This window comes from Mycobacterium sp. C31M (genome assembly GCF_053345865.1).
Genome location: NZ_JBKFAX010000024.1, coordinates 79,108 through 92,443, shown reverse-complemented (window position 1 = coordinate 92,443; position 13,336 = coordinate 79,108). Strand labels below are relative to the sequence as shown.

Below are 13,336 nucleotides of genomic sequence, written 5' to 3'. Positions count from 1 at the left end.
CGCACCCGCGCACAATCACGCGCCTACCGCATCGCCCACGAACGCGCCCTCAACCGCGCCGACATCGAAGCCAACCCACCACCCTTCTAGCTGGGGCGAGGCTTATCGGCGCGGCGCCGGCATCCGGGTCGCGACGTTGAACCGGTTCCAGGCGTTGATGGTGACGGCCATCGCGATCACCTGGGCGAGTTCCTTCTCACTGAACACCTCGGCGGCCTTGGCGTACACGGCGTCGGGCACATGTCCCTCGTGCAGCGACGTGATCGCCTCGGTGAGCTCCAGCGCTGCGCGTTCCTGATCGGTGAACAGATCGCCGGCCTCTTCCCAAGCAGCCACCAAAGCCAGGCGCTGCTCGGTCTCACCCTGCTTGCGGGCATCGGCGACGTGCATGTCGAGGCAGAACGCGCAGTGGTTGATCTGCGAGGCGCGAATCTTGACGAGCTCGCCGATGGTCGGGTCGATGTCCTTGGCCGAAGCGTTGGACAGCTTCATCATCCCGTCGTAGATCTCCGGCGAGACCTTGTAGATGTTCAGTCGATCGATCGCGGTCCGGTTGTTCAGTGTCTGTGTCATGCCGTCAACGCTAGCCACCAAAGACCCATTCAGATGGTTCAATCGAGCGGTGACTTCATGGGCCAATTCTGGTTCGCGGGACCTGCACCTGGACCTGCGCGGCGCCATCACTCCCGGCTCCCGCGGCGCGCGGGATGCCCTGGTCCACGCACTGCGCGACACGATTCGATCGGGCCGCCTGGCACCGGGCGCCATGTTGCCGCCGTCCCGGTCATTGGCCGCCGATCTCGGATTGGCCCGCAACACCGTCGGCGAGGCGTACGCCGATCTGGTGGCCGAGGGCTGGTTGGCGTCGCGGCAAGGCGCGGGCACCTGGGTGGTCAACTCCCCCACCAAACCCTTGCCGCCACGGCCCCGCCGGACACCCGGCACCCCCACCCACAATCTGATGCCGGGTTCCGGTGATGTCGCGCAGTTCCCGCGCAGCGCCTGGCTGACGTCGACCCGACGCGCTCTGTCCAACGCCCCCACCGAGGCGCTGCGGATGGGCGACCCGGCCGGCCGCATCGAACTACGCGAGGCGCTGACCGAATACCTGGGCCGGGTCCGCGGGGTACGCACCACCCCCGACGACATCGTCGTCTGCGCCGGCACACGGCACGCCGTCGAGATCCTGGCCCGCATGCTCGGCGGTCCGATAGCGGTCGAGGCGTACGGGCTGTTCCTCTTCCGCGAGGCACTGGCAGCCAACGGTGTCCAAAGCGTCCCGATCGGCGTCGACGACGACGGAGCCGTCATCGCGGAACTGGATGACACCGACGCGACGGCCGTGCTGCTGACCCCCGCGCACCACTTCCCGCACGGGGTGCCACTGCACGCGCACCGCCGGACCGAGGTGCTCGACTGGGCGCATCGCACGGACGGTTATCTGCTGGAGGACGACTACGACGGCGAGTTCCGCTACGACCGCCAGCCCATCGGCTCGGTGCAGGGCCTCGATCCCGACCGGGTGGTGTACCTCGGCTCGGCCAGCAAGAGCCTGTCTCCGGTGCTGCGGCTGGGCTGGATGGTGCTGCCGGCCGACCTGGTCGAGCGGGCTTACCAGGCACTGGGCGGGCAGCAGTTCTACGTCAACGCTCTGCTGCAACTCACCATGGCCGACTTCATCACCTCCGGTGCCTACGACAGGCACATCCGCAAGATGCGGATGACCTACCGCCGTCGGCGCGACCTGCTGGCCGAGGCCCTGAAACCCTTCGATGTTGGCGTTCGCGGCCTGTCGGCGGGTCTACACCTGCAACTGACACTGCCGGCGGGCACCGAGGCCGAGGTGATGCGCCGCGCCGGTGAGGCAGACATCGGGCTGTCCGGGCTGCGACTGCTGCGCCATCCCGACGCCGGCACGAAGGTTCCAGATGTCGACGGTGTCGTCGTCAGCTTCGGCACCCCCGCCGACCATGCGTTCCCGGCGGCCGTCGCCGCGCTGTGCCGGGTGCTGGCAGGGCTGCGTCGTTGAATCGGGCTAGCCGCTGAGGCTGTCGAGCTCCGATTGCAGGTTGCGTCGCGCCGCGGCCTCCCACAGCCGACGGCCATCGGGCGTGCGGTACAGCGTGGGCGCCGCCAGCAGCGCCCCGATGATGCGGGCCCGGCCGGCCCGGAAGTCCGCATCAGAGACATGGCCGTACTCGGCGCGCACCTTCGCGGTGTTGCTGCGGTAATCCGCCGGCTCCAGGGCCAGCACCGCAAGGTCCGCGTCCGAGAGCACCTGCCCGTTGCGGTCGGTATCGGCGGGATCGTGTTCGACCGTCATCCGCACCAGTCGGGCCACCTCACCCACCAACTCGGCGGACACCCCGAGCGCCGTCAGCTCGGACTCCGCGAGCAGTGCGCTGTTCTCCTCGTCATCGGGGGCGCCGGCATACACCGCGTCGTGATACCAGGCCGCCAACCGAACAGCATCCGGGTCTTCGGCATAACCGGACAGCTCGTCAGCGGCCGCCAGCACATCCCGCAGGTGCGCCTGATCGTGGTACCGGCGGTGCGGTTCGGACCAGCGGGTCAACAGCGCAGCGCCCGCGGCACCGGTGTCCGGCGAGGCACTGTGGCGCCCGAGCAGCGCGTGCCACTGGAGGAGCAGATCGGTCACGCCCCCATTGTTGCCCGTAAGCTGCCCGCGTGGTCGACACCCCGGACAACGCACCCCTGAGCCTTCGGGTTCAGGCGACGCGTTTCATCATCACCGGCGGCCTGTCGGCGATCGTCGACTTCGGGCTGTACGTGCTGCTGCTGCAATTCGGACTGCACGTCAACCTCGCCAAGACGCTCAGCTTCATCGCCGGCACCACCACCGCCTACCTGATCAATCGGCGCTGGACCTTCAAGGCCGAACCGAGCAAGGCCCGGTTCATCGCGGTGATGGCGCTCTACGCCCTCACCTACGCGGTCCAGGTGGGCATCAACTACCTGTTCTACCTGGAGTTCGCCGGCCGGCCGTGGCAGGTCCCGGTGGCCTTCGTCATCGCCCAGGGCACCGCCACGGTGATCAACTTCGTGGTGCAGCGCACGGTGATATTCCGGCTGAGGTGAGTCTGCCCGGGTGGCCCGACCGGTATCGTCTGCCACTGACATGACTACCGAACTCCCCCTCGTTCCGCGCGCCCTGACCGGCTTCGGCCGGACCGCGCCGAGCGTGGCCCACGTGCTGTCGACCCCCGATGTCGACGTCATCGCGGACGCGGTCAAACGCGTCGCGGACGCTTCAGCGACAGATCCGTCCTACTACCGGCGCGGCATCGTCGCCCGTGGTCTCGGCCGCTCCTATGGCGACCATGCCTGCAACGGCGGCGGGATCGTCGTCGATATGACCGCGCTGAACTCGATCCACTCGATCTCGGCCGAAACCGCGATCGCCGACGTGGACGCCGGGGTCAGCCTCGATCAACTGATGAAGGCCGCGCTGCCGTTCGGTCTGTGGGTGCCGGTGCTGCCCGGTACCCGGCAGGTCACCGTCGGCGGGGCGATCGGCTCGGACATCCACGGCAAGAACCACCACAGCGCGGGCAGCTTCGGCAACCACGTGCTGTCCCTGGACCTGCTGATGGCCGACGGCGAAGTGCGCACGCTCACCCCTGAGGGTGACACGAGCGAGCTCTTCTGGGCGACCATCGGCGGTAACGGACTGACCGGCATCGTGGTGCGCGCCCGTATCACGATGACCCGCACCGAGACCGCCTACTTCATCGCCGACGGCGTGGCCACCGCGGATCTGGACGAGACCATCGCGGTGCACACCGACGGCAGCGAGGACAACTACACCTATTCGAGTGCCTGGTTCGACCTGATCAGCCCGCCGCCCAAGCTGGGCCGCGCCGCGGTCAGCCGCGGCAGCCTGGCCAAACTGGACCAGCTGCCCGCCAAACTGGCCAAGAACCCGCTGAAATTCGATGCGCCGCAACTGTTGAAGGTGCCCGATATCTTCCCGATCAGCGCCATGAACAAGCTGTCTTTCACCGCGATCGGCGAGGTGTACTACCGCCTGGGCGGCACCTACAGCGGCAAGATCATGAACCTGTCGCAGTTCTACCACATGCTGGACCTGGTCAGCGGGTGGAACAATGCTTATGGGCCAAAGGGTTTCGCACAGCATCAGTTCCTGGTGCCGCCCGACGCGCTCGACGAGTTCAAGGCGATCATCCGGTGGATCCAGACCAGCGGCCAGTATTCGGCGCTGAACGTGTTCAAGCTGTTCGGTCCGGGCAACCGGGCCCCGCTGAGCTTCCCGATGGCCGGCTGGAACGTCGCGATGGACTTCCCGATCAAGGCCGGGGTCAACGAGTTCCTCAACGAACTCGACGACCGGGCAATGGAATTCGGCGGCCGCGTGTACACCGCCAAGGATTCCCGGGTCAATGCCGAGAAGTTCCACAAGATGTACCCGCGCATCGACGAGTGGATCGCCACCCGCCGCAAGGCCGACCCGCACGGCGTGTTCGCCTCCGACATGGCCCGGCGCCTCGAACTGCTCTAGCCCTTCAGAAAGGTTCTACCCCTATATGATTGACGCGACCGGTAACCCGCAGACGATCCTGCTGCTGGGCGGTACCTCCGAGATCGGCCTGGCCATCGTCGAGCGGTACCTGCGCGACGCCAAGGCCCGGGTGATCCTGGCCGACCTGCCCGGCTCACCCCGCAAAGACGCCGCCATCGCTCAACTGGAGGCAGCAGGTGCCAAGTCGGTCGAGTATCTGGACTTCGACGCGCTCGACACCGCCTCGCATCCCGGCATCATCGGTGCGGCCTGGGCGAATGGTGATGTCGACGTGGCGATTGTCGCCTTCGGTATCCTCGGCGATGCCGAGGAACTCTGGCAGAACCAGGCCAAGGCCGTGCTGACCGCGCAGATCAACTACACCGCAGCTGTCTCGGTCGGTGTGCTGATCGGCGAGAAGATGCGCGCCCAGGGCTTCGGTCAGATCATCGCGATGTCGTCGGTCGCCGGCGAGCGGGTACGTCGCTCCAACTTCGTCTACGGCTCCACCAAGGCCGGTTTGGACGGTTTCTACCTCGGCCTCGGAGAAGCCCTGAGCGAGTTCGGGGTTCACGTGCTGGTGATCCGGCCCGGCCAGGTGCGCACCACCACCACGCTGGAGCACTGGAAGGCCACCGGCGCCAAGGAGGCGCCCTTCACGGTCGACAAGGAGGACGTCGCCGAACTGGCGGTGACCTCGGCAGCCAAGGGCAAGGAGCTGATCTGGGCGCCCGGTCCGGTGAAGTACTTGATGGCCGTGATGCGGCACATCCCGCGGCCGGTCTTCCGCAAGCTCCCGCTCTGATGCGCGCGGCGCTGGCCGTCTCCGGCCAGATGCTGGCCGCCGCGGCCACCGCTGCGGTTCTGACGGTCGTCGCCCTGCTGGCGATCGCCCGCGTCGAATGGCCGGCCTACAACTCGTCGAATCAGCTTCACGCGCTGACGACCGTCGGCCAGTTCGTCTGCCTTGCAGGTGTTTTCGTCGCCGGCCTGCTGTGGCGGCGCGGACGTCGACTGCTGGCGCGGATCATCTCGGTGGTGTTCCTGTCGGCGTTCTCGGTGGTCACCCTGGCCATGCCGCTGGGAGCCACCCGGCTGTACCTGTTCGGCATCTCCGTCGATCAGCAGTTCCGCACCGAGTACCTGACCCGACTGGCCGACAGCCCCGGCCTGCACGATATGACCTATATCGGGCTGCCGCCGTTCTACCCGGCGGGCTGGTTCTGGATCGGCGGCCGATTGGCCGATCTGACCGGCATGCCGGCCTGGGAGATGTTCAAGCCCTGGGCCATCATCTCGATCACCGCCGCCGTCGCCGTCGCGCTGGTGCTGTGGACGGCGATGCTGCGCTTCGAGATCGCGCTCGCCGTCACCACCGCCACCGCCGCTGTCACATTGGCGTATACCTCGGCCGAACCGTATGCGGCCGTCATCACCGTGCTGTTGCCGCCGGTGTTCGTGCTGGCGTGGTCGGGGCTCAAGCGCCGAAATGGTTGGGGCGCCGTCGTCGGCGTCGGACTGTTCCTCGGCCTCGCCGCGCTGTTCTACACCCTGCTGCTGGCCTACGCCGCGTTCACCATCACGCTCATGGCGCTGCTGCTGACACTGAGCCGGCGCAGCATCGCCCCGTTGATCAGGCTGGCAGTCATCGCCGTCGTCTCCGGCGCAATCGCCCTGCTGACCTGGGCGCCGTATCTGCTGGCCGCCGCCGGTGGCACCCCCGCCGATACCGGGACAGCCCAGCACTACCTGCCGATCGACGGCGCCGAGCTGACCTTCCCGATGCTGGACTTCACCCTGTTGGGCGCGCTGTCCATGCTCGGCACCATCTGGCTGGTGGTGCACGCCCGCAGCTCCACACGAGCGGGCGATGAGCGCTTGCGCGAAGAGAATCCGGCTGCAGCCCTCGCAGTCGGTGTGCTGGCGGTCTACGCCTGGTCGCTGCTGTCGATGCTCACCACGCTGGTGGGCACCACCCTGCTGTCCTTCCGGCTGCAGCCGACGCTGTCGGTGCTGCTGGCCGCCGCGGGCACCTTCGGGTTCATCTGGCTGACCCAGGCCGCGGTCGCCCGTTACCAGCATCCCGGCAGGCACATCGTCGCGATCGCCGCCACCATCGGCCTGATCGGCGGGCTGACCTTCAGCCAAGACATCCCCGACGTGCTGCGCACCGACATCAACGTCGCCTACACCGACACCGACGGCTACGGCGAACGCGCCGACCGCCGCCCGCCCGGCGCCGAGCAGTACTACCGCGCGCTGGATGCGCGCATCCGGGAGGTCACCGGCCGCCCGCCGAACGAGACCGTCGTGCTGACCGCCGACTACAGCTTCCTGTCCTTCTATCCCTATTACGGGTTCCAGGGACTGACCTCACATTACGCAAACCCGTTGGCGCAGTTCGAGGCCCGCTCGGCAGCCATCGAGAGCTGGGCACTGCTCACCACGCCCGATCAGTTCATCACCGCCCTGGACCAGCTGCCGTGGCCGGCACCGACGGTGTTCCTGATGCGCCGCGGCGGGCCCGACAGCTACACCCTGCGACTGGCCGCCGACGTCTACCCCAACCAGCCCAATGTGCGCCGCTATCAGGTGTCGCTGGAACCGGCGATCTTCGACGACGAACACTGGGATGTGTCCACCGAGGGACCGTTCGTGCTGGCCATCCGGAAACCGCAAGCAGGTGGTTGATGGCGGGACAACTAGCATCTAGCTCCGTGAACGAGACGGCGAGCAATCACCGCAACGCGCGACTGGTCGCTATTGTCGCCGGACTGCTGGGCACCATCCTGGCGATCGCCACCCCGTTCCTGCCGGTCAGCCAGACCACGGCCACCCTGAACTGGCCGCAGAACGACACCCTGGACAGTGTCGATGCACCGTTGATCGGCTATGTCGCCACCGACCTGAACATCACCATCCCGTGCAGCGCGGCCGCCGGCCTGACCGGGCCGCGCAACATCCTGTTGTCCACGGTGCCCAAGCAGGCCCCCAAGGCCGTCGACCGGGGCCTGCTCATCGAACGGGTGAACAACGAGCTGCTGGTCATCGTGCGCAACACCCCGGTGGTCAGCGCACCGCTGAGCGAGGTGCTCAGCCCGGCCTGCCAGGAGCTCACCTTCACCGCGCACGCCGACCGGGTGACCGGTGAGTTCGTCGGTCTGGTGCAGGGTCCCGACGAGGGCGACCCGGGCGAACCGCTGCGCGGCGAGCGCAGCGGCTACGACTTCCGGCCGCAGATCGTCGGCGTCTACACCGACCTGGCCGGCCGTGCGCCGCCGGGCCTGGAGTTCTCCGCCACCGTCGACACCCGGTACAGCAGCTCCCCGACGCTGCTCAAGACGCTCGTCATGGTGCTGGGCGTGCTGATGACCGTCGCCTCGCTGATGGCGCTGCACCGGCTCGACGTCGCCGACGGGATGCGGCACCGCCGCTTCCTGCCGCAGCGCTGGTGGTCGGTCACCCGGCTGGACGTGCTGGTCACCACGCTCATGGTGTGGTGGCATTTTGTCGGCTCCAACACCGCCGACGACGGCTACATCCTCACCATGGCCCGGGTCTCCGAGCAGGCCGGCTACATGGCCAACTACTACCGCTGGTTCGGCACGCCGGAGGCGCCGTTCGGCTGGTACTACGACCTGCTGGCGCTGTGGGCCCATGTCAGCACCGCCAGCATCTGGATGCGGCTACCCACGCTGCTGATGGGACTGGCCTGCTGGTGGGTGATCAGCCGCGAGGTCATCCCCCGCCTGGGCGCGGCCGTCAAACACAGCAGGGCCGCGGCCTGGACCGCCGCCGGGATGTTCCTGGCCTTCTGGCTGCCGTTGAACAACGGCCTGCGGCCCGAACCGATCATCGCGCTGGGCATCCTGCTCACCTGGTGCTCGGTGGAACGCGGGGTGGCCACCAGCCGGCTGCTCCCGGTTGCCGTTGCCATCATCATCGGCGCGCTGACGCTGTTCTCCGGGCCCACCGGTATCGCCGCGGTCGGTGCGCTGCTGGTCGCCATCGGTCCGCTTAAAACCATTGTCGCCGCGCATGTCTCCCGGTTCGGCTATTGGGCGCTGCTGGCACCCATCGCCGCCGCCGGCACCGTCACGATCTTCCTGATCTTCCGCGACCAGACACTGGCCGGCGAACTGCAGGCCAGCTCGTTCAAGTCGCTGGTCGGGCCGAGCCTGGCCTGGTTCGACGAACATATCCGGTACTCCCGACTGTTCACCACCAGCCCGGACGGCTCGGTGGCCCGCCGCTTCGCGGTCCTGACACTGCTGCTGGCCCTTGCTGTTTCGATTGCGATGACGCTGCGCAAGGGACATATCCCGGGCACTGCCCGCGGTCCGGCACTGCGGATGATCGGCATCACCGTCATCTCGTTCCTGTCGCTGATGTTCACCCCGACCAAGTGGACGCACCACTTCGGCGTGTTCGCCGGGCTGGCCGGATCCATCGGGGCGCTGGCCGCAGTGGCCATCGCGGCCGCGGCGATGCGGTCGAAACGCAACCGCACCATCGTCACCGCGGTGATCCTGTTCATGACGGCACTGTCCTTCGCGACCGTCAACGGCTGGTGGTACGTGTCGAATTTCGGGGTGCCCTGGTCGAACGACTTCCCTTCGGTCGGTTTCGGTTTCACCACCATTCTGCTCGGGCTGTCGGCGCTCGCCCTGCTGGTCGCGACCTGGCTGCACTTCTCCGGCCGCACGTTCGGCGACCGGCCCTGGACCCGATTCACCGGCGCGCCACTGGCCATCGTCACGTGGATCGTTGTGCTGTTCCAGGTGGTGTCGCTGACGATGGCAGTGGCGACCCAGTACCCGGCCTGGACAGTCGGTCGGTCCAACCTGGAGGCGCTGGCCGGCAAGACCTGCGGGTTGGCCACCGACGTGATGGTCGAACAGGACCCCAACGTCGGCATGCTCACGCCGATCGGCGAGCCGGTCGGCGACGCACTGGGCGCGGTGACCGCGGACGGCTTCCGCCCCGACGGCATTCCGTCCGATATCGAGGCCGACCCGGTATCGGAATCACCGGTGGACAGCAACTTCGCCGACTCCGAGGGCAGCGACGAAACCGGCAGCGAACCCGGAACCGAGGGCGGGACGACGGCCGCGGCCGGAGTCAACGGCTCCCAGGCCCGGCTGCCGTACAACCTGGACCCGGCCCGAACCCCTGTGCTGGGCAGTTGGCGGGCCGGCCCGCAGCAACCGGCGAAGCTGCGCTCGGCGTGGTACCGGCTGCCACCGGCCGACGAGCGCGGACCACTGCTGGTGGTGGCCGCCGCGGGCCGATTCGATGCCGGCGAGGTATTGGTCCAGTGGGCCACCGATGAGCAGGCCGAGAGCGGAACACCGGGTGGCACCATCGGTTTGGCCGACGTCGGTGCGGTACCGGCCTGGCGCAATCTGCGTGCCCCGATGTCGGCCATCCCGGGCGAGGCCACCCAGGTGCGCCTGGTCGCCACCGATGACGATCTGGCCCCGCAGCACTGGATCGCGGTGACCCCGCCGCGCATTCCGGAACTGCGCACCCTGCAGGACGTCGTCGGATCCACCGACCCGGTGATGCTCGACTGGCTGGTCGGCCTGGCGTTCCCGTGCCAGCGGCCGTTCTTCCACAGCAACGGTGTGACCGAGGTGCCGAAGTGGCGAATCCTGCCGGATCGCTTTGGCGCCGAGGCCAACTCGCCGGTGATGGACTACCTGGGCGGCGGGCCGCTCGGCATCACCGAGCTGCTGCTGCGCGCAGTGCCGGTGCCGACCTACCTGCGTGACGACTGGTTCCGCGACTGGGGTTCGCTGCAGCAGCTGCGGCAGTGGTACCCGAACGCGAAACCCGCTGAGCTGGAACTTGGTACCGCGACCCGTGGTGGGCTGTGGAGCCCGGCGCCGCTGCGGACGAGCTGACAGAGACTAACGCCGCCCCTGCAGGATCGCATCGATATTCCGTTCGGCCAGTGCGGTGATGGACATGTACGGGTTGCAACCGATGTACCCCGGGACCAGCGACGCATCGTTGACAAAAAGGTTCTCGTACCCGTTGACCCGGCCGAACGCGTCGGTCGCAACGCCGCGCACGCACCCACCAAGCGGATGAACCGTGTTGGGCGCGAATGCCTTTCCCTCGAACAGGTCATCGCGGTAGTCGACACCGTTGGCCGCCAGCACCCGGTCGAACACCAGCCGGGCCCGCTCGATCAGATGGTCGGTGTGACTCTGCGGCCAGTCGATCGCGATCGAATCCGACTGCCGGTCATAGTTGATCACCGCGCGGTCCCCGGTGCGCACCATGGCGTAGTAGCCCAGCGCGTTGGTCTCGACCGGCAACGGCAGCGAGAACATGCTGGCGTACACCGGGTTGTCCGGGTCGTTGCGGCCGTCAAGGTTGATCATGCCCAGCAGTGTCTGTTGGGTGCCCACCGGCTCGGCGGTGTTGTGCGCCACCATGATGTCGCCGTTGTTGCCATAGCCGTTGCCGACCTCGTCGTGCAGATCGGCCAGGTCCCCGGACTCGCGGGCTCGCAGCAGCAGCTCCACGGTGCCCAGCACACCGGCGGCCAGATACAGCTGCTCACAACCGATCTCACTGCGAGACAGCTCCTTGCCCCACCGGTCGATCTGCCGGGTGGACACCACGTACTCCCCGGAGGATTCCCGGCGGATACCGGTCACCTCGGTCAGCGGCTGCAGGGTCACCTTCCCGGTGGCCAGTGCGGCGGCGATGTAGGTCTGGTCGACGCTGCCGAACCGGCCATGGTTGTTGCCGTACTGGCATTCCCAATCCAGCGCGGACAGCGGCACCTGGCCGGCCGCCTCCTGGACCATGTAGTCGAACGAATAGGCGCTGCCGTTGTAGTCCACGCCGTACCCGGCGGCCTCGGCGTAGGCGCGCCCCACCCGGGCGTACTGGAAGTACGGGGTCTGCTCGAACCAGCCCATGTCGCGGTAGCTGATCTGCAGCGTCGCCTTGGCCCGCTCCATGTAGGTGCCCAGGAATTCGGCCGGGTCGATATCCGGGAACGCCGATCGAACCTGATCCGGAGTCGGCACCGCGGCGATGGCGGCGTTGACCATGGATCCGCCGCCGACCGCGATGCCGCGGAACACGTCATGCGCACCGTAGGTGACCTTGTCGCAGATGCCGGCCTGGACGGGCTGGGCGCCGGGATTCTGGGCGGCGACGGCGTTGACCGACACCCCGCGGAAGGACGGCACCAGGCTCGGCGGCACCTCCCGGAACCAGCCCGCCCGGGTGTCCGCCGGCAACATCTTGGTGAACCGTTTGCCGTCCTCGTCGGGGGTGTCCCAGAGCCGTCCGCGTTCCAGGATCAGCGTGTCGATACCGGCCTCCCCGAGGCGCAGCGCGCTCACCCCGCCGCCGTACCCGCTGCCGACTACGATGGCCTGGTGAAATGTGCGGTCGGGCGATGGGTTGGCCGAATCGGCCGATTGGCACGACGCGACAGCACCGGCGCCGGCCGCCAGGCCCGCGACAGCCAAAAAGCGTCGTCTGGTCAACGAATTCCGTAGCACCGTCACGCCGACCTCACAGCAAAATCATCATTCGTTATGGCTCCGTGTTTGCACCGCTCTGCGAACCAGGTTAAATAGGCGTTGTAACCGGTTCACCCACCCAACTGGCAAGGATACGAAGTGGTCAACCCAGAGACCGGCATAACGCGCAGGTGGCGGGATGTGAAACGGTATCTGTGGCTACTCGGGGCGATCGTGCCCGGCCTGGTCGGACTGGCCTGGCTGCTGGTCCAACTGACCGGGTGGCAGGGGTTCTGGTGGGTGGGCCCGATGATGGCCTTCATCGTCATTCCGGCCCTTGACCAGCTAATTGGCACCGACGACGGTTACGTCTCGGAGAGTGTGCTCGAGCACCTGGAGAACGACTCCTTCTATCGCTGGGTCAACTTCCTGTACCTACCCAACCAGTATTTGTCGTTGATCTTCGCCTGCTGGCTATGGGCCGGGGGTGGCTGGCTCACCATGTCTGCGGTCGACAAGTTCGGCCTGATGGTCACCGTCGGCATCGTCGGGGGAATTGCCATCAATGCCGCCCACGAGCTCGGTCATCGGCGCGCAAAGCTTGAGAAGCGTCTCAGCAAGATCGCCCTTGCGCAAACTGGCTATGGCCATTTCTTCGTCGAACACAATCGCGGACATCACCTGCGGGTGGCGACCCCGGAGGATCCGGCCAGCGCCCGTTTCGGCGAGAGCGTCTACCGCTTCATCCCGCGCTCGGTCTTCGGCGGCCTGCGCTCGGCGTGGCAGCTGGAGGGCCAGCGCTTGGCCAAAGCCGGCAAGTCACGCTGGTCCCCGTCGAACGACATCCTGAACGCCTGGCTGCTGTCGGCGGCGATCTTCGTCGGCCTGATCGTCTGGTTCGGCTGGGTCATCACGCCGTGGCTGATCGGCCAGGCGATCATCGGTATCTGTCTGCTGGAGACGGTCAACTACCTGGAGCACTACGGTCTGCGCCGCCAGCGCACCGAGAACGGCCGTTATGAACGCGTCGGGCAGCGGCACAGCTGGAACAGCAACACGCTGATGGCCAACGTTTTCCTCTACCACCTGCAGCGGCACTCGGACCACCACGCCAACCCGCACAAGCGTTACCAGAGTCTGCAGCCCTCGGATCACGCGCCGCAACTGCCCACCGGCTACGGCAGCATGCTGCTGCTTGCCTGGTTCCCGCCGCTGTGGCGGCGGGTGATGGATCGCCGGGTGTTGGAGCACTACGACGGTGACATGAATCTCGTCGCCCGATATCCCGCCTAGTCGAGCGCGG

General features: G+C 67.3%; 10 protein-coding genes. 7 read left to right on the top strand and 3 right to left on the bottom strand.

What is annotated here, in order from left to right:
- Positions 1 to 102: 102 nt before the first annotated feature.
- Complete coding sequence (locus ACLBYA_RS28445; protein ID WP_447712828.1) at positions 103 to 573, bottom strand: carboxymuconolactone decarboxylase family protein; 471 nt, start codon at positions 571 to 573, stop codon at positions 103 to 105.
- 49 nt (positions 574 to 622) lie between these two features.
- Between ACLBYA_RS28445 and pdxR the strand changes: the two genes are divergently transcribed.
- Complete coding sequence (gene pdxR / locus ACLBYA_RS28440; protein WP_447712827.1) at positions 623 to 2,029, top strand: MocR-like pyridoxine biosynthesis transcription factor PdxR; 1,407 nt, start codon at positions 623 to 625, stop codon at positions 2,027 to 2,029.
- A gap of 6 nt (positions 2,030 to 2,035) precedes the next feature.
- Here pdxR and ACLBYA_RS28435 read toward each other — a convergent pair whose 3' ends face one another.
- On the bottom strand, positions 2,036 to 2,659 hold the full coding sequence (locus ACLBYA_RS28435) for an HD domain-containing protein (RefSeq protein ID WP_447712826.1): 624 nt from the start codon (positions 2,657 to 2,659) through the stop codon (positions 2,036 to 2,038).
- Positions 2,660 to 2,688: 29 nt separating this feature from the next.
- On the opposite strand from ACLBYA_RS28435, the gene ACLBYA_RS28430 reads away from it, so the two are divergent.
- From ACLBYA_RS28430 to ACLBYA_RS28410, 5 genes are read left to right on the top strand one after another with little or no spacing between them, the layout of a single operon-like run.
- A complete protein-coding gene (locus ACLBYA_RS28430; RefSeq protein WP_447712825.1) occupies positions 2,689 to 3,099 on the top strand; it encodes a GtrA family protein in 411 nt (136 codons plus the stop codon).
- 40 nt (positions 3,100 to 3,139) lie between these two features.
- Positions 3,140 to 4,540, top strand: a complete 1,401-nt coding sequence (locus tag ACLBYA_RS28425) for an FAD-binding protein (protein WP_447712824.1) — start codon at positions 3,140 to 3,142, stop codon at positions 4,538 to 4,540.
- Positions 4,541 to 4,565: 25 nt separating this feature from the next.
- Positions 4,566 to 5,345, top strand: a complete 780-nt coding sequence (locus ACLBYA_RS28420) for a decaprenylphospho-beta-D-erythro-pentofuranosid-2-ulose 2-reductase (protein ID WP_447712823.1) — start codon at positions 4,566 to 4,568, stop codon at positions 5,343 to 5,345.
- The gene (locus ACLBYA_RS28415; protein WP_447712822.1) at positions 5,345 to 7,231 is read left to right on the top strand and encodes a galactan 5-O-arabinofuranosyltransferase; all 1,887 of its coding nucleotides are present in this window, start codon (positions 5,345 to 5,347) and stop codon (positions 7,229 to 7,231) included. The genes ACLBYA_RS28420 and ACLBYA_RS28415 overlap by 1 nt, the downstream gene beginning before the upstream one ends.
- Positions 7,231 to 10,446, top strand: coding sequence for an arabinosyltransferase domain-containing protein (locus tag ACLBYA_RS28410; protein ID WP_447712821.1), 3,216 nt, complete (start codon positions 7,231 to 7,233; stop codon positions 10,444 to 10,446). Before ACLBYA_RS28415 ends, ACLBYA_RS28410 begins: the two co-directional genes overlap by 1 nt.
- 6 nt (positions 10,447 to 10,452) lie before the next feature.
- Here ACLBYA_RS28410 and ACLBYA_RS28405 read toward each other — a convergent pair whose 3' ends face one another.
- Positions 10,453 to 11,910, bottom strand: a complete 1,458-nt coding sequence (locus ACLBYA_RS28405; RefSeq protein WP_447712820.1) for a GMC oxidoreductase — start codon at positions 11,908 to 11,910, stop codon at positions 10,453 to 10,455.
- Between the two features lie 432 nt (positions 11,911 to 12,342).
- Between ACLBYA_RS28405 and ACLBYA_RS28400 the strand changes: the two genes are divergently transcribed.
- On the top strand, positions 12,343 to 13,326 hold the full coding sequence (locus tag ACLBYA_RS28400) for an alkane 1-monooxygenase (protein ID WP_447712832.1): 984 nt from the start codon (positions 12,343 to 12,345) through the stop codon (positions 13,324 to 13,326).
- Positions 13,327 to 13,336: the final 10 nt, after the last annotated feature.